This window comes from Paenibacillus sp. NPDC056579, from assembly GCF_042793215.1.
In the GTDB taxonomy this organism is placed as follows: domain Bacteria; phylum Bacillota; class Bacilli; order Paenibacillales; family NBRC-103111; genus Paenibacillus_S.
Genome location: NZ_JBHTVD010000001.1, coordinates 270,302 through 287,253, shown reverse-complemented (window position 1 = coordinate 287,253; position 16,952 = coordinate 270,302). Strand labels below are relative to the sequence as shown.

Sequence of the window (16,952 nt, the reverse complement as noted above, 5' to 3'; positions counted from 1 at the left end):
GGCGATCAAGGACCTCAAGGTGATCAAGGACCTTCCGGTGCTACGGGCGCTACGGGTGCTCAGGGCGATCAAGGACCTCAAGGTGATCAAGGACCTTCCGGTGCTACGGGCGCTACGGGTGCTCAGGGCGATCAAGGACCTCAAGGTGATCAAGGACCTTCCGGTGCTACGGGCGCTACGGGTGCTCAGGGCGATCAAGGACCTCAAGGTGATCAAGGACCTTCCGGTGCTACGGGCGCTACGGGTACACAAGGGCCAACCGGACCTGGCTCAGCAGCTACCGGCTTACAAGGAACAATTCCTACTAACATCCCGACAGTAGGTACACCAGTAACTGCAGCAACCCTCAACGTTCCTGTAAACGCCGGTTCTAACCAAGTTATTGTGGATGGCGTTGTTACGGTTAACATTAGCTTTAATACTCTAGTCGCGCTAGCTGCAAGCCCTACAATTACGGTTGAATTGCTTGATGGAGCTACAGTAGTTGCAACTACTGTTAACTCGGATCTATTGTCGCTTGGAGCAGGCGTCTTTAATTACCAACGAACCATTCCAATGACTTATTTCAATTCAGCTACTGATGGCACTCACACCTATACACTAAGAGTTACCGTAACAGGTATCACTATAGTCATCGGAACTACCACCGCAGCTATCACTTACTCCTCCCTGACAGCAACGACCGGAACGGTTCCAGTATAATAAGCTTAATAAAAAGGAATGGCACCCTCACGGGCGCCATTCCTTTTTATTTACTGGTTGTGACACACAATCAAAACCTAATATTATTCTCTATTCCACTCAAGTAAATCACCAGTTCGTCTTTACATAACAAAATCTATCAAAAATTCATTGTATCAGCAAAATTAATGTCGTTTCCTGCGCTTTCCCGGGAAAGTTTTTTACAGCAAGTCCGACGAATCGTCGTAATCGAACCTTAATTCATCACGATCCACCGTCAATGTAGTATGTTTGCTCATTGCTTCCTCTGCTTTGCTCTGCAGCTTGCCCAGCACTTCCCGGTATTGCTTGACGTTTGAATCTTTGGCCTCCGCTTGAATCGCTAATTGCAAAGCTTGCTCGATCACGGCAATATCCTGACTTGTGAAGTTCATGCTGGCATCCCCCCTGAGCATCGTTTTTCACACCCAACTAGTATATCCCATATTGAGGATATTCATACAAAGAAAAGGCCGAATTACGGCCTCTTAGCCTCATTTTCTTTTAAACAAACGGCGGATCCCACACTTTTTTTCGCCATCCTAGGGATTGATCGACGACATTCAAATTACGGTCCAAGTATACATCGACTCCGAAAGGGAGCTGGTGATTATGCCAAAAGCGGACATCGCGCCACTTAACGACATATCCGTCGTTTTGCTCCGTACTGATGACATACACCCTCTGGGCAAAATGCAAAAAAGCTCTGACTCCGTCCGTCGACATCGTTGCCTGAACAATCGAATCCGCCGCATCTTTGCGATACACATCCTTGATCGACACAACACCCCGATGCAGCGTTCCTGTTGTAAAATGGCTCTCCGTTTCCACTACGAACTGCCACCGGTACCACAACATTCCGGGCAATACATGGCATACTCCGTCGAAGCCTACATGCCGGCGAACGACCGCCACCGCCTGACGATGCTGTAGCGTGCGCACCCCGATATACATGAAGGTCGCCGCATAAATCCCTGCAAACATCCAGCCGAATGGAATTCCCGGCACATTCAACAGCCACAGCAGCAGCCCTGCGAAGTGAAGCAGGAACAGCCCCGGCTCGAACAAAGAGAGCACGTCAAGATGGTGCCATTTTTGCGAAAAAGGCCGAAAGCACTGGACCCCGTAAGCGTTAAACCAATCCAGAAATACATGAAACACGACCGCGATAAAAGCCCAAAGCCAAACCAAATGAGCATGCTCCCATACCCCGAACACCGCAGTCACGGGAATGGAGAGGACAACAGGCCATATCAAAAGCGCGGGCAGCGAGTGGGTTATTCCGCGATGAATTCGTATATAGGCGGAATATCCTTTCAGACGGGCAATGGTATCGAAATCCGGAGCATGCGAGCCGATTAAGGTTGCCGCCATAATAGCATGACTGAGCTCGGGCTGATGGGCTATGACCGGATGAAGCGCAGCCAAGCCGGCCAGAGTCGCACCGAACAGCAAATGACTTCCCGTATCCATTGTCTTCCCTCCTAAGCTGAATGGGATGCTTGCTTGCCTTCCGTCCGGCTTTGCGTATTTCCCGGGGAGTTCCCGTTCGAATTATGGGCCGTTGGATCTTCCTGCCATCGCTCCTCCGCATTGAACCAATAAAACCATTGCGCCGGATAGCTGCGTATCACCTGCTCCATGAATCGGTTCAACAGCTTGGTAGCTTCCCTTCTCTGAGTCTTCTGGTAGGAAGCATACAGATGCAGCGGCTGCTCGAAGGTCAGACGATGGACGAACCCTTTCTCCCTCCTGCCGTAAAAAGGGATTACAGGCACTTCGTCGCCGATCGCCAGCAAAGCAGCGCCCTCCGGTGTTCGTGTCACCCGTCCGAAAAACCGGGAAATCGGAAACGACTCGCGGTAAAAATCACCCAAAATAAAAACGACACCGTTGGCCGCTATATGTTGTCGAAGCTTTCGTACAAGCTCCAGCGGAGGCGTGCTGTCATAGTCCAGCCCGTCACAGCCCATATCCCGAAAGTGGAAATACAACGGACGCAGCTCAGGACTCCCGGCCGTTGCAATCGTTAATCCTGGATATTTTTGGCATAAATACCAATAGTAATAAAAGAAATTCCCTTCGTGAGGTGTATACACAATAGCACCGCGCCCCAGACGCAGCGCTTCCTCCAAATGAGCCTCGCCGTCGACGCGAAACCGCCAATCTTCACTGCCGCTGAGCCTGTGGGAATCGATGATGATTTCATAGAGCGTGATAACGAGATTTTGATAAAATTGAAACCGGCAGCTCGCGATTTCCTTCCTGGACCGATCTGGGAGCATATCCATCATGTTGCGTAAAATATTATCGCGAAGCCCTTTTCCCGCAGCCACAAACAGCATTATACCTACACAGCGGCACAGCAGCAGGATGACCGGACGCGGAATCAAGCGGCTCCAAGAAGCCATAGTTTGCAGCGCTTTTCGATTTCCGGTTATAGCTCCAATCCACTCGTACAAAGTCACCCTCCCCTTTTTCGAACATGGTATACGTTCATTGCCCGGTTTATCGCTTCAAAAAATGCTTCTTATATTTGCGGGTAACGCGATCCTTTTCCAAAACGATAAAAAAGTCAACCGTATCAAAAATAGCGTCGTAAGCCGGATCTCCGCCGATTTCAGCTCCAAGCCACTGATAGCCCTTCATAAGCGGGGGCAGCTTGCGAAACAGCTCTTTTTCATTCAAATCGCATTCCAATTGCTGTAACCCCTGGATCTGGTGTGTCGGATGCGGGTGGATCCCAAAACGATCTGTAATCACTTGTTTATGCTTAAGCAGGCTGTAGATGAAGTTCACTTCTTCCATAGACTGCATATGAACGCTGGCGCAGCCGATCAGGAACCGGTAATCATACTCGGTAATATAAGAAGCTATTCCTTCCCACAGCATCTGGATCGCTTTTCCGCCCCGGTACGCCGGATCGATACAGCTCCTCCCCAGCTCCAATGCATGTCTTTTCCATTCTTGAATGCCGGATAAATCAAATTCCGTCTCCGAATAAAAGCCAATGTTGCTGATAGCCCGCTCGCCTGGCAGCAAACGATAAGTCCCTACCACATGATCACTATCCAGATCTTTCACTATCAAATGATCGCAATAGGTATCGTACGGATCCTGCTCCAAGCCGTTCTCGTTCAGCAGCATCATGTTCCGTTCCTCTTCGACAAAAACTTGATACCTTAAGCGCATGGCCTGCTCTATTTCTTCCGAATTGGCAGCCAGCCTCACGCACAGGTTAGACTGCGAATGGCTTGCTTGAGTAGCCGTTTGAATCATCATCAACACGCCTTTCTCAGGGAAAGTGGAGTGGAATACCTTGTAAGCGTAGCAAATGATTATTATGATAACGTTTACGCGTTGTTAATGTTTTGTAAGGATTACGGCTGCTTGTCCAATCGGAAAATAGAAAAAACAGAGCGCCATGCACTCTGCTTTGAATAGTAATCATGTTATATTTGTAAACTGGCTTTAGAGTTCAATCCGATCGGTTAACGGAACAACGAGTAAAGCGGGATGAACAAAATGGATGTGATGATGGCGGCCGCTCCCATCGCAAACCCGCTGACACTGCCCTGAAGCTCCGAATCGCGTATGATTCTGGCCGTCCCGATTCCATGCGCCGCGGTGCCGATAGCCGTACCAATCGATATGTCGTCACGTACACCGCTCAGCCTTAATAACGCGGGGCCGAACATGCTTCCAATTAAGCCGGTTAACACGGTCAGCACGGCTGTTAATTCGGGAATTCCCCCGGACTGTCGGGATATTTCCAAAGCGATCGGTGACGACACCGATTTGGGCATCATCGTAAGCATCAATTCTTTGGAGCCGCCGAGACTCCATACGAACGCCGCAGACAGAATAAGCGCGCTGACGGATCCGACGGTGATGCCGCCCAAGATGGCAGCCAAATTGGTTTGGATGCGCCGGGCATTTTTATACAGAGGGATTCCAAGCGCAACCGTTGCTGGCCCCAGGAAGAAGATCAGCATGTCTCCTCCGACCCGATAAGCTTCATATGGGATGTCCCCTGCCAGCAAGAACGCGATCACAAGCCCTGAGCTTAAAAATAACGGATGCAGCCACCGCCGTTTGCGATTGACAATCAGCGCTATAGAATAGCAGATCACGGATAGTGCAATTCCGAACAAAGGCTGTGCGACAAATTCATCGGGACTCATGCTGCTCGCCTCCTTTTCGTTTCCACAGCTTCACCGACCAGCCGGTGACTAGGAGTACTCCCGCTGTGCTGGCAAACAAACTGACAAGCAGCTGCACGGCATAGACGCCTATGTAATGAAAAAAAACCATCGTGCCCACGACAAAAGGAATAAAGAAGAGCAGCATATGCTTAATCAGAAATTGTCCCGCATCCTCCACCCATTCGAGCTTCACCAGCTTCAAAAACAAGCTCGCGGTAAATAAAATCAGTCCGATCACATTGGCCGGAAGCGGGATATGAGCTGCTTCGTGCAGAATTGATCCGAGCAAATAAAACCCGATCAATATGGATAAACCGATCATTCGTTCCCCATCCTTCGAAAGATTATGATCCATCATGAATAATTTCACTTCCCGTGAGGGATTGTAAACCTTGGCGAACGGCATATAGCCGTGTGTCCGATGACTTACTATATGAATTAAAGGAGCTGTTAACCACCATGGCCAAACCGGACAATCGTGCAGACAATGTAGAGCATTTGCAAAAAAGCATCGACAACACCATTGAAAACATGGAAGAGGCTGAACAATACTTAGCCGAGCATGCCGACGAAATCAGCCCTCAAGAGAAGCAAGACATTGAAACGAAAAATGAACGCAGAGAAAAAAGCCTAGATTCCTTCCGTCATGAGATTAAGGACGAAGCTAATCAACAAGAGTAGCCTTAGTTGTATCATAACGAAGCCGCCCCGTCCTTAAACAGAACGGGGCTTTTTCCTGCAAGCACTTAGTTTTCAAGTACAGCATGTCTCTTCCTTGGTACTTCAAATGACCATAAATCCCGCGCCAAATAGGTTTCGGCATGGATCTCTTTCGCCTCATCCACCAGCAGCTCCGCCTCATCCTTCTGATAACGCGAGCTGATATGCGTAAGGATTAATGCTCCAACACCGGCTTCATTGGCGGTTCGCGCCGCATCCTTCGCCGTAGAATGGTCGTACGCCACGGCCAGATCTTTTTTCTGTTCCGCAAAAGTTGCCTCATGCACGAGAACGTCGGCATCTACCGACAGCTTCAATGAATACTCGCACGGCTGCGTATCGCCAAGTATCGTCACGATTCTGCCGGGGTAAGACGGACCGATAAACTCGCTCGCCTTAAGCTCTCTTCCGTCGTCCAGCACGACATCGATCCCTTGCTTGATCAAGCCGAATACAGGTCCGGAAGCGAGCCCCAGCTCCTTGAGTCTCTCTACCTGAAGTCTGCCGGTTTGCGACTTCTCCGCGATCCGGTACCCGTAGCTCTCGACCCTATGGACCAGAGGTGCAGCCGTGACGATAAACTGCTCGTCTTCGAACAGCAGAGACTCCTCCTGGACGCTGAATTCTACGATTTCAAGCTCATATCCGAGATGAGCCTGGCTTACCTCTAACGCGGTCCGTACAAAGCGCTCCGTCCCTTTGGGGCCGTAGATCGTGAAAGGAGTTCCTGTATCACCACCCTGATAAGAGCGGCTCGTCAGCAAGCCGGGCAAGCCGTACAAATGGTCGCCATGCAAATGCGTAATAAACAGCTTCTCCAGCTTGCCTATTCTGATAGGCGACCGCAATACTTGATGCTGCGTCCCTTCGCCGCAATCGAACATCCAGTACGAGTTCCGTTCGGACAACAAGTTCAGGACGACGGATGTAACGTTTCTTTCTTTGGAAGGCATGCCTGCCCCCGTACCGAGAAAATATAGCTCCACTACCGCTTCTCCGTTTCATCACATTCTAAGTTTATAGGGAAAGAGCGGAGTCCGATAGGAACTCCACTCTAATAAGATGCCTAACTTTTATCAACATTAAAATAACGTGCCTGCGGATGGGCAAATACGATGGCCGAAACCGATGCTTCCGGCTCCATCATGCTGCCTTCCGTTAGATGGACTCCGATATCTTCCGGGTTCATTAAGGCAAACAGCTGCTGCTGATCGTCCAGATTCGGACATGCCGGATAACCGAAGGAGAAACGCTGTCCGCGATATTTCGCGCCGAAACGCTCCTGCATGGTCATCTCCGCTGGATCCGGGAAGCCCCATGTGTCGCGCATCATTTCGTGTACTCGCTCAGCCAGCGCTTCAGCTGTTTCAAGAGCTGTTGCCTGCAGAGCATGCGAGCGAAGATAATCGCCTTTCTCGCGCCATTCGGCCGCTTTCTCGCTGATTCCATGGCCTGCCGTTACAACCAGGAAGCCGATATAATCCATCTCTCCGCTGTCGGTCGATTTCAAGTAATCCGCAAGACACAAATACGGTTCTGTGGTTTGCCGCGGGAAGGAGAACTTCTGGAGCGCCTTGGTGACATCATTCGGGTCATACACGATAACATCGTTGCCTGACGATTGCGCCGGGAAGAAACGATACATACCATGCGCTTTGATGATGCCTTCCTTTTGGGCTTCGGCCAAGATTTGATCGACCGTTTCCTTCAATTGTACGGCTTTCGGATCCTTGTCCGCCAACAGCTTCTCGACTTTGCCTTTCAAGCCGAGATGGTGTCCGAGCAGCATTTGCATGTTGATGTAAGGCATCACATGGCTGATCGGATAGTCGCGGATTACACGGCGCTCCAGATCCGGAGGAACCTGAACCGGCAGCGTACGGTCGACAGTCGAGGTTCTGACACGGGTCAGCTCCGGCATTGAATCTTCTTTCTTGCCGGCCTCCATCACGTCGGATTCCATGCTTTCACGCAATTCCCTCACAAGCTGCTCCCTCTGTTTAGGGTCGCTCAGCTTATTCGCGATATCCAGCCCGTCCATCGCATCTTTTGCATATAATACAAGGCCTTCATACTCAGGGGCAATCCGTGTTTTCGTAAATTTACGGGTAAGCGCCGCTCCGCCAACCAGAATCGGCACGTCGATGCCGGCATTTTTCAAATCCTGAGCCGTCACGACCATTTGCTGAGCGGATTTTACGAGCAGACCGGACAATCCAATAGCATCTGCCTTCTCCTTGCGGTACGCCTCGATCAGCTGCTCCGGCGGTACTTTGATACCCAGGTTAATAATTTTGTAGCCGTTATTGGACAAAATGATTTCCACCAGGTTTTTACCGATGTCGTGAACATCGCCCTTAACGGTGGCGAGAATGATTTTACCTTTCACGGCGCTCTCCGACTTCTCCATGAATTGCTCCAGATGAGCAACCGACGCTTTCATTACTTCAGCGCTTTGCAGAACCTCGGCGACAATCAGCTCGTTGTTATTGAACAAGCGGCCGACCTCTTCCATCCCTTTCATCAACGGTCCGTTGATAATATCGAGAGGAGCATACTTCTTCAATGCTTCGTCCAGATCCGGAATGAGACCTTCCTTCGTTCCCTCGACTACATAGGACCCGAGACGTTCTTCCAAGGTCAAATTCGAGATGACTTCCTTTTTCTCCACCTTCTTCTCGCGGAAGTGGGCTACGAATTCGGCCAAAGTCTCGTCGTTCGTATTGAAAATCAGCCTTTCGGCAAGCTCTCTCTCGTGCTCCGGAATGGAGGCATAGCGCTCGAGGTTTTGCGTGTTGACGATCGCATAATCCAAGCCGACCTTCGTACAATGATACAAGTAAACCGAGTTCAGAACTTCGCGTCCTGCTGGCGGCAAGCCGAAAGATATGTTACTTAAGCCGAGAATGGTCTTACATTCAGGATATTTCTCCTTAATCATCCGAATGCCTTCAATCGTTTCGACAGCCGATCCGATATATTGAGGGTCACCGGAGCCAACCGGGAACATATTCGGGTCAAAAATGATGTCCGACGGATTCAAGCCGTGCTTCTTGGTAAGAAGCTCATACGCCCGGTCCGCCACTTCCATCTTGGCCTGCCGCGAAACCGCCTGGCCCCGCTCGTCGATCAAGATCATGACTACCGCTGCGCCATATTTATGAATAAGCGGTACGATGTTGTCGAACTTCGTTTCTCCGTCCTCAAGGTTAATGGAGTTAATAATCGCTTTCCCTTGGGAATATTTCAATCCAAGCTCGATGATATGATCGTAGGTCGAGTCAATCATCAGCGGAACCTTTACTTTTTTGACGACTTCCTTCAAAAAGTTTTCCATGGTATACGCTTCATCGATATCCGTATCCTGTACGTTAATATCGATAACCGCCGCACCGTTCTTCACCTGAGCTCGGGCAATTTCTGAGCCCTCTTCGAATTTGCCTTCCTTCATCAGCCGCTTGAACATCCGGGAACCGGAAATGTTCGTACGCTCCCCGACCATGTATGGGCGGTTGGCATCTTCGAGATATACCGTTTCAATACCGGAGACGGCCGGCAAATGGCCTTCGGACTTGACTCTCGGCTTGTACTCAGATAATGTCTCAGCCATTGCCCGAATGTGATCCGGCGTCGTTCCGCAGCATCCGCCCGCAATGTTAAGCCAGCCTTGCTCTGCGAAGCCGGCCAGCTTCTTGGCAAGCGATTCCGGCGATTCGTGGTATTTCCCGTTCTCATCCGGAAGTCCGGCGTTCGGATAACAGCTTACCGCTGTTGTAGCTAGCTCGGACAAAGTACGGATATGATCGCGCATAAATTCCGGCCCTGTAGCACAGTTAAGACCGATGGAAATCGGCTTCAAATGCTCCAAAGAAATATAGAACGATTCGATATTTTGCCCTGCGAGCGTCGTTCCCATAGGCTCAATCGTGCCGGAAATCATGATCGGAAGCTGAATTCCCAGCGTGTCCATAGCTTTACGGACACCAATACTGCCTGCTTTAACATTCAACGTATCTTGGGAAGTCTCCAGCAAAATGGCATCTACCCCGGACTCAATCAATGCCAAGGTTTGCTCGTAATAGCTGTCGACCAGCTCGTCAAACGTTACACCACCTGTAACCGAAAGCGTCTTCGTTGTAGGACCCAAAGCACCGGCAACATAACGCGGCCATTCCGGCGTGCTGAATTTTTTCGCAGCATCTACAGCCAATTTGGCAGCCAGCAGGTTGATTTCACGTGCGCGATCTTGTAGATCGTATTCAGCCAATACTACGCTTGTTGCTCCGAACGTGTTCGTCTCAATAATATCGGCGCCCGCGGCAAAATACGCCTCGTGAATCTTGGATATAACATCGGGCCGAGTGACAACAAGGTATTCGTTACAGCCGTCCAGATCCTCTCCGCCAAAATCTTCGGCGGTCAAATTTTCCTGTTGGATCATCGTACCCATAGCGCCGTCCAAAATCATAATTTTCTTCTCTAACTGTTCCTGCAATGATGTTTTACTCATCCCAATCTTCCTTTCACCGACGCCCTTCCAATGAATATCTTGGATGTATGGCCCATTTTCCTATATATACACCACAAAAAGTCGAATATTGTAAGCTTAAGTTTACCAGAAACATTACCTATTGAAAAGCAATTCCAACCGTTTTCCTTTGAATAATCTTTATAATTCCTATTGGTTTTGTCGTGAATAGGCCATCGACAGAAGCTGTTATTTCATCTATAATAAAAGAAGCAACTATTTTTATTCGAAAGAGGGATTAGCATGGCAGAAATTCGCATTCGCAACACCAACGAGCGCATCTCCGGCGAACAAAATGTAAAAGCATTTTTGGACAAACAAGAAGTATTGTATGAGCACTGGGATGCCAACAAGCTTCCTGCATCGCTGCAAAATAAATTCACATTGTCTGACGAAGAAAAAGCGGAAATTTTGGCAACCTTCGAACCGGAAATCAAAGATTTGGCAAGCCGCCGCGGCTACTTGACTTGGGATCTGATTGCCTTGTCCGATGCTACTCCTAACTTGGATGAACTGTTGAAAAAATTCGAACAGGTTCATACCCACACTGAAGATGAAGTTCGCGCAATTACGGCTGGTAAAGGCATTTTCATCATCAAAGGTACGGACGATGTTGGATACTTTGATGTTGAGCTGGAAGCCGGCGATGTGATCTCCGTTCCGGAACATAAACCGCACTTTTTCACACTTATGGAAAATCGTCAAATCGTTGCCGTTCGTTTGTTCATCGAAACCGAAGGCTGGATCGCTCATCCTTTCGCGGATCCAAACTTCCAACAAGCCTAATCGTACAAAAGACCCTCTGCTTAGTCGTAAAGCGGAAGGGTCTTTTTCTTAATCTTGTTAGCTTAAATCTATTATTTAACTGTATTAATAGAATGATTAATAGTATCAATAACACCTTGGATTTCTCTAAGGTTCGTTATTTCATAAGCCGGAACGATTTCATCCGTCCGGGATACAGCATGACGATTGATCCACATGTTAGGCATGCCTACTCGTCCGGAGCCCAGTATATCCGTTGTCAGCTTATCCCCAATCATAACCCCTTGCTCAGGAGTAATACCGAGAAGATCCATAGCATGATGGAAAATCGACGAAGCAGGCTTTCCTTCACCAAAGTTCCCTGAAATAACAATATGATCAAAATAAGGAGCAAGATCCGGAACTCCAGCCAATTTTTCCTTTTGCAGGTCAGGTGAACCGTTCGTGAGCAGAAGCAGCTTGTAGTTCCCCTTCAGCTGCTTCAACACCTCGAATGTCTCCTCATATACAAAAGGGCGCTTCCGGCGTTCTGCCGGGAACAACTCACCGAGCTTGTAGCCGAGCTCCGCATCGTCGATCCCTAGCGCTTTAAGACCTAGAGTCCAGGATTGCGTCCGATATCCTGGCGCAAGCTGCTCGAGCTTGCGGAAATTGTCATTCTCCCCTTCGGTGAAGTTAGCCCAAAGGCCTTCAAAAGGGTTAATTCCGATCATTTGGGTGAACGGAAACGTTTCATATGACTCATACAGCGCGCGAGCTTCTATGCGTACCGCCGTTTCCAGCTCCGACGGGTCAATATCGTAATATTTTGCAGCTTCTTCGCAAGTAGCCTGAAACGCTTCCTTCACACTGCGGTCATCCCACAGCAATGTATCGTCCAAATCAAAAAGTACCGCTTGTATGCTCATTCTCATTCCATCCTTTTCCCATGAAGTATGATACGGCCATGTTGTCCGATCTTTAACTTATCTTTAGCTTTACGGCATTATGTTCAGCGAATTCCTGCAGATGCTCTGTCAGTGCTGCCATATCGAATCGGTGATACAATTTCGTGAATACCCATCGGGTTTTATTGGTTGAAATGACAACCGCGTCTTTCAATATCTCAATCTCTTGAATGTGTGCGGCATCGACTCTTTTATCCCCTGAGAATCTGCGCGACACTAAATAGTTTTTCCCGATTCTTAAGAATGGGCGGCGAACAAAAAAGATGAACAAACCTAGAGCCATGTAACTGCCCCCGGTTACCCAATACAAATTATCGCTCTGGTAAGTGTCCCTGAATGCAATGTAACAAAAAATCCCTATGCAAAACAGTACGATCGGCATTACCCAGCTTCGTCCGCGGATAGTCACCGTGCCGTCGGATGCCGTTTCGTTTACCAGCGGCTTGCCCTGCTTCGTTCTTACTTTATTGGCAGCTTTGGAGTTTTTCTGAACCATTCGTTCCCACTTTCGAGACATGCTTGTTATCTCCTTATAGAAGTCTTTACGACCCTCATTATACTCGACGTGCGAATTTCTCAATAAAACGGTAAGGGTAATCGTCTTCCAACGCGCTGACCCGGTCGAGTCTTGTCCAATGTTCGTCCGTGAGTCTCCAGCCTACGGACCCCATATTCTCCTCGAATTGCTCGAGTGTGCGGGCGCCAAAGATCGGGGATGTTATGCCGTTCTTATTAATCAGCCAGTTCAGCGCCACTTGAGCGGGAGTTTTGCCGATTTCATCGGCAATAGCGGTCACCTCGTCCAGGATGCGGAAGTTTTTATCCGTATTTCGGAGCTCCCATCGGCTCTCCCCGGCCTTAGAAGATAACCTTCCCTCAACCGGCTCCTGGCCTCTTACATATCTTCCGGTTAGAAATCCGCCGCCGAGCGGTGCCCATGGAATGACACCAACCTGTTCCTCAAGACAGAGCGGAATGACTTCACGGTCCATTTGACGGCTAACCAAACTATATTGCGGCTGAATGGATATGAATCTGGCATATCTTGCAAAATCACTATAGCTTAATGATTTCATCAGCTGATACGCCAAAAAGTTGGAGCAACCGATGTATCTGACTTTACCAGATGTCACCAGGTCATCCAACGTTCGAAGCGTTTCTTCAATCGGTGTAATTTGGTCCCATACATGCAGCTGATACAAATCGATGTAATCCGTATTTAAACGCCGCAGGCTCGCTTCTACACCATCCATAATATGTTTGCGCGATAAACCGACATGGTTCACATTGTCACCGGTAGCAAACCGAACCTTTGTAGCCAATATAACATCGGAACGGCGCTCCTTTATCACTTTGCCAACAATGACTTCCGATTGACCGGAAACGTAAACGTCTGCAGTATCTATGAAGTTCCCTCCGGCATCCAGAAACCGATGAATCATCTGAATGGAGTCGGACTCGTTCGTGGTATTACCGAAAGTCATTGTCCCCAAGCACAGCTCGGAGACGGCAATGCCGCTTCTCCCCAAAACCCGATACTGCATTATACTCTTCTCCCCCGATTACTGCTTGTTCTCATCGTCCACAAATTTAATATTATCCAGCTGATTGCGGAGATTGCTCTTGAAAGCTTCTATATAACGCTTTCTTAATGTGTTGCGCTCTTCAATCTCTTCTTCAGTCAGTTCAGACGACTTCGCTTTTCGTGCCAGTTCATTAATTCGCTTGATGTATTGATCGTGTTCTGATTCGTTCATTCCAATCCTCCTGGTTATCGCGTGTCTGGTACATGAAAGCACAAGAACAGACAGCGCCAAATGCATCAAATTATACTTTGACATTACAGGATTCGATTGTCAAGAGCAGGAACAGATCCGTACTCAAACGTTAGGGTAAGACGAGAATTTGTCCTTCATGCAGCACATTCGATTTAAGCTGATTCACTCGCTTCAATTCATATATGTATTCCGAAACATTCTGCCCTTGCTCAAGGTGCTCGTTCGCGATGCTCCAGAGCGTGTCGCCTCTATCGACTTCTACCGTCGACTTCAACGCGCTTCCGTTAGCCGCGGCTAACGCGTCTTGATCTCCACCGAACAGGGAGATAAAAAGACTTAGTATGATTATCAACAGCCCTGCGGCCAGCAAAGCGCCTAGCCTGGCTAGCTTTACTTTATTCATAGACTTCTTATTTGCCTTATGGTTGCGGTTGTGAGTAGATACCGTGCTGCGGATTAATTGTTCATTCATATACATGTTCAACGACCCCCAAACATTTGTTCTGGTATTAAATTAACACGAACAAATGTTTGTGTCAACCGTTTTTTTCGAACTTATGTTTGTACGAACTCCGGTTCTGTGTTATACTTTGGATAATAATTACCAATACTGGAGTGATCGTGATGAGCAAACTATCCAATCGGCAGCTGGCGATACTGGAATTTATAAAGAATGAAGTAAAAGATAAAGGATATCCGCCTTCCGTTCGAGAAATCGGTGAAGCCGTCGGACTTGCTTCCAGTTCTACTGTGCACGGACATCTGGAGCGTCTTGAGAAGAAGGGCCTCATCCGCCGCGATCCAACTAAACCGAGAGCCATAGAGATCACTGACGGCTCCTCTACCGAAGGCAGCCAGTTCGACCTGTCCGTTGCCCGGGTGCCATTGATCGGACGCGTCACGGCCGGTGTACCGATTACAGCTACGGAGAACATCGAGGACTACTTCCCTCTGCCAAGCCACTACGTCGGCGACCACAATGTGTTCATGCTCAGCGTTATCGGCGATAGTATGATTGAAGCCGGGATCCATAACGGAGACTACGTGATCGTGCGCCAGCAGCAATCTGCGAACAACGGTGACATTGTAGTAGCCATGACGGAGGATGATGAAGCAACCGTGAAACGGTTCTACAAGGAGAAGGATCATTTCCGTTTGCAGCCGGAGAATCCTACCATGGAACCGATTCGCTTGAATCAAGTTACCATACTGGGACGAGTTGTCGGAGTATTTCGCGACATCCATTAACATCAAACAGCCGGGATTCACGGAGCCTTCGCTCCTGATCCCGGCTGTTTTTTCTTCTTTCATAAGCATTACCGTTGCTGCATCCTGCTTATTAACACACTCAACCTTTAGACAAAAAGAAAACCCGGCGCCATCCGGCACCGGGTCGTTCCTTATTAATACAGAGTCAAATACTGCTCGCGCTCCCAAGCATGGACTTGCGTGCGGTAAATGTCCCACTCGATTTCTTTAAGCTCTACGAAATGCGCCAGAGCATGATCGCCCAAAGCATCGCAGATCACATCGTCTCGCAGAAGCTCATCCAGGGCCTGCTTCAAATCAACAGGCAAGCTAGGAATGCCTTGCTCCTCGCGCTCTTCCTCGGACATCACATAGATGTTTCTGTCTGTAGGAGGAGGAAGCTGCATTTTATTCTTAATGCCGTCCAATCCCGCTTTCAGCATAACGGCCAGAGCCAGATAGGGGTTCGCCGCCGGATCCGGGTTCCGCACTTCTACACGCGTGCTCAATCCGCGGGAAGCAGGAATACGGATCATCGGGCTGCGGTTGCTCGCAGACCATGCAACGTAGCATGGAGCTTCGTAGCCTGGAACCAGACGCTTGTAAGAGTTGACCGTCGGGTTCGTAATCGCTGCGAATGCGCGGGCGTGACGCAAAATACCGGCCATATATTGTCTTGCTGTTGCGCTTAGGCCCAGCTTGTCGCTTTCGTCATAGAACACGTTCGTTTTGCCGTTGAACAGCGATTGGTGGCAGTGCATACCCGAACCGTTCACGCCGAACAAAGGCTTCGGCATAAAGCTCGCATGAAGACCGTGCTGTCTGGCTACCGTCTTAACGACCAGCTTGAACGTCTGGATTTGGTCAGCCGCTTTGATCGCACTCTCGTATTTGAAATCGATCTCGTGCTGACCTGGAGCTACCTCGTGATGGGAAGCCTCGATCTCGAAGCCCATTTCCTCCAAAGTCAATACGATTTCGCGGCGGCAGTTCTCGCCCAAGTCCATTGGAGCCAGGTCGAAATATCCGCCTTGGTCGTTCAATTCCATTGTCGGATTGCCGTTCTCGTCGGTCTTGAACAAGAAAAACTCCGGCTCCGGTCCGACATTCATATCGGTAAAGCCCATTTCCTCGGCTTCCTTCAGCGCAGCTTTCAGAATGCCGCGCGGGTCCCCAGGGAACGGACGGCCGTCCGGCAAGTAAATATCGCAGATCAGACGGGCTACGCGATCCTCTGTTACCCATGGGAATACGACCCATGTGCTCAGATCCGGATACAAGTACATGTCGGATTCTTCAATACGAACGTAGCCTTCGATGGAGGAGCCGTCGAACATCATTTTGTTATCCAATGCTTTCTCCAGCTGGCTTACCGGAATTTCCACGTTTTTGATCGTGCCCAGCAAGTCGGTAAACTGAAGTCGGATAAAGCGTACATTTTCTTCCTTCGCAATGCGTAAAATGTCCTCTTTTGTGTATGTTTTATCTGTCACGGTCGATTTCTCCTCCTTGGTATCACTAAAATGACAGAGCATGTTCGAAAGACGAACTTAACCCTTGCTCTGATGAAGCCTTTTCATTTCTTGAAGAAACGTGAAAGCTCTCCTTGAATCAAAGATACTTGCCCCCGCTTACCTCCGCCCAGCAGCTGCTGTTTCAGCATACGGTGAAGTTGGGAATCAGTCATCTCTCTTCGCTTCACTTCCGATTGCTCGTTGAGGACCGTTGCTTCCTCGGAGTCTTTGGAAACCGGCAGCAGCACTTGCTTGATGCCCGCTATGTTAACTCCCTTTTCGATCAAATCTTTAATCTCCAGCAGCCGTTCCACATCGTTAAACGAATAGAGCCGCTGATTCCCGCCGGTTCGGGCCGGAATAATAAGTTCATGCTGTTCATAATACCGGATCTGTCTTGCCGTCAAATCGGTAAGTTTCATTACAATCCCAATCGGAAACAGTGCCATATTGCGGCGAATATCATCACTCATGACCTTTTCACCCCTGTTAACAGAAAACCTAACCCCATTGTAACCTCGCTACAT

General features: G+C 49.0%; 19 protein-coding genes. 4 read left to right on the top strand and 15 right to left on the bottom strand.

Features of this window, described 5'->3' with window-relative positions; all coding sequences use genetic code 11:
- A partial coding sequence (locus ACFQ88_RS01470) for a hypothetical protein (protein ID WP_379451393.1) occupies window positions 1-322 on the top strand: 322 nt, incomplete at its 5' end.
- A 580-nt stretch (window positions 323-902) separates the two neighbouring features.
- On the opposite strand, the gene ACFQ88_RS01465 is transcribed toward ACFQ88_RS01470, so the two are convergent.
- From ACFQ88_RS01465 to ACFQ88_RS01440, 6 genes are all read right to left on the bottom strand, one after another.
- Window positions 903-1,115, bottom strand: coding sequence for a hypothetical protein (locus tag ACFQ88_RS01465; protein WP_239634576.1), 213 nt, complete (start codon window positions 1,113-1,115; stop codon window positions 903-905).
- A gap of 109 nt (window positions 1,116-1,224) precedes the next feature.
- Window positions 1,225-2,193, bottom strand: coding sequence for a metal-dependent hydrolase (locus ACFQ88_RS01460; protein ID WP_379451392.1), 969 nt, complete (start codon window positions 2,191-2,193; stop codon window positions 1,225-1,227).
- 11 nt (window positions 2,194-2,204) lie between these two features.
- Window positions 2,205-3,182 (bottom strand): lysophospholipid acyltransferase family protein, encoded by a 978-nt coding sequence (locus ACFQ88_RS01455; RefSeq protein ID WP_379451391.1) that lies wholly within the window; start codon window positions 3,180-3,182, stop codon window positions 2,205-2,207.
- 46 nt (window positions 3,183-3,228) lie between these two features.
- Window positions 3,229-4,002 carry a GNAT family N-acetyltransferase gene (locus ACFQ88_RS01450; RefSeq protein WP_379451390.1) on the bottom strand — a complete coding sequence of 258 codons (774 nt, stop codon included), beginning with the start codon at window positions 4,000-4,002 and terminating at the stop codon, window positions 3,229-3,231.
- A gap of 209 nt (window positions 4,003-4,211) precedes the next feature.
- Complete coding sequence (locus ACFQ88_RS01445) at window positions 4,212-4,904, bottom strand: LrgB family protein (RefSeq protein ID WP_239634568.1); 693 nt, start codon at window positions 4,902-4,904, stop codon at window positions 4,212-4,214.
- The gene (locus ACFQ88_RS01440) at window positions 4,891-5,283 is read right to left on the bottom strand and encodes a CidA/LrgA family protein (protein ID WP_379451389.1); all 393 of its coding nucleotides are present in this window, start codon (window positions 5,281-5,283) and stop codon (window positions 4,891-4,893) included. The genes ACFQ88_RS01445 and ACFQ88_RS01440 overlap by 14 nt, the downstream gene beginning before the upstream one ends.
- A 101-nt stretch (window positions 5,284-5,384) precedes the next feature.
- Between ACFQ88_RS01440 and tlp the strand changes: the two genes are divergently transcribed.
- Window positions 5,385-5,606 carry a small acid-soluble spore protein Tlp gene (tlp, locus tag ACFQ88_RS01435; RefSeq protein WP_239634555.1) on the top strand — a complete coding sequence of 74 codons (222 nt, stop codon included), beginning with the start codon at window positions 5,385-5,387 and terminating at the stop codon, window positions 5,604-5,606.
- Window positions 5,607-5,671: 65 nt separating this feature from the next.
- On the opposite strand, the gene rnz is transcribed toward tlp, so the two are convergent.
- A complete protein-coding gene (gene rnz / locus ACFQ88_RS01430) occupies window positions 5,672-6,631 on the bottom strand; it encodes a ribonuclease Z (RefSeq protein WP_239634554.1) in 960 nt (319 codons plus the stop codon).
- 80 nt (window positions 6,632-6,711) lie between these two features.
- Window positions 6,712-10,155 carry a methionine synthase gene (gene metH, locus ACFQ88_RS01425; RefSeq protein ID WP_379451388.1) on the bottom strand — a complete coding sequence of 1,148 codons (3,444 nt, stop codon included), beginning with the start codon at window positions 10,153-10,155 and terminating at the stop codon, window positions 6,712-6,714.
- 261 nt (window positions 10,156-10,416) lie between these two features.
- Here metH and ACFQ88_RS01420 point away from each other — a divergent pair, with 261 nt between their 5' ends.
- Complete coding sequence (locus ACFQ88_RS01420; RefSeq protein ID WP_239634552.1) at window positions 10,417-10,959, top strand: 1,2-dihydroxy-3-keto-5-methylthiopentene dioxygenase; 543 nt, start codon at window positions 10,417-10,419, stop codon at window positions 10,957-10,959.
- A gap of 71 nt (window positions 10,960-11,030) precedes the next feature.
- Here the strand turns inward: ACFQ88_RS01420 and ACFQ88_RS01415 are convergent, their stop codons facing one another.
- The 5 genes from ACFQ88_RS01415 to ACFQ88_RS01395 form a co-directional block, all read right to left on the bottom strand.
- Window positions 11,031-11,846, bottom strand: coding sequence for an HAD family hydrolase (locus tag ACFQ88_RS01415; protein WP_379451387.1), 816 nt, complete (start codon window positions 11,844-11,846; stop codon window positions 11,031-11,033).
- A 52-nt stretch (window positions 11,847-11,898) separates the two neighbouring features.
- The gene (locus tag ACFQ88_RS01410; RefSeq protein WP_379451386.1) at window positions 11,899-12,402 is read right to left on the bottom strand and encodes a hypothetical protein; all 504 of its coding nucleotides are present in this window, start codon (window positions 12,400-12,402) and stop codon (window positions 11,899-11,901) included.
- Window positions 12,403-12,439: 37 nt separating this feature from the next.
- Window positions 12,440-13,429 carry an aldo/keto reductase gene (locus tag ACFQ88_RS01405; RefSeq protein ID WP_379451385.1) on the bottom strand — a complete coding sequence of 330 codons (990 nt, stop codon included), beginning with the start codon at window positions 13,427-13,429 and terminating at the stop codon, window positions 12,440-12,442.
- 18 nt (window positions 13,430-13,447) lie between these two features.
- The gene (locus ACFQ88_RS01400; RefSeq protein ID WP_239634548.1) at window positions 13,448-13,642 is read right to left on the bottom strand and encodes a DUF896 domain-containing protein; all 195 of its coding nucleotides are present in this window, start codon (window positions 13,640-13,642) and stop codon (window positions 13,448-13,450) included.
- 130 nt (window positions 13,643-13,772) lie between these two features.
- Window positions 13,773-14,141, bottom strand: a complete 369-nt coding sequence (locus ACFQ88_RS01395; RefSeq protein WP_239634547.1) for a LysM peptidoglycan-binding domain-containing protein — start codon at window positions 14,139-14,141, stop codon at window positions 13,773-13,775.
- Between the two features lie 146 nt (window positions 14,142-14,287).
- Here ACFQ88_RS01395 and lexA point away from each other — a divergent pair, with 146 nt between their 5' ends.
- Complete coding sequence (gene lexA, locus ACFQ88_RS01390; protein ID WP_239634546.1) at window positions 14,288-14,911, top strand: transcriptional repressor LexA; 624 nt, start codon at window positions 14,288-14,290, stop codon at window positions 14,909-14,911.
- Between the two features lie 155 nt (window positions 14,912-15,066).
- Here lexA and glnA read toward each other — a convergent pair whose 3' ends face one another.
- Together glnA and ACFQ88_RS01380 are read right to left on the bottom strand one after the other, a co-directional pair.
- Window positions 15,067-16,446 (bottom strand): type I glutamate--ammonia ligase, encoded by a 1,380-nt coding sequence (gene glnA / locus ACFQ88_RS01385; protein WP_239634545.1) that lies wholly within the window; start codon window positions 16,444-16,446, stop codon window positions 15,067-15,069.
- Between the two features lie 41 nt (window positions 16,447-16,487).
- On the bottom strand, window positions 16,488-16,898 hold the full coding sequence (locus tag ACFQ88_RS01380) for a MerR family transcriptional regulator (RefSeq protein ID WP_239634544.1): 411 nt from the start codon (window positions 16,896-16,898) through the stop codon (window positions 16,488-16,490).
- Window positions 16,899-16,952 lie beyond the last annotated feature (54 nt).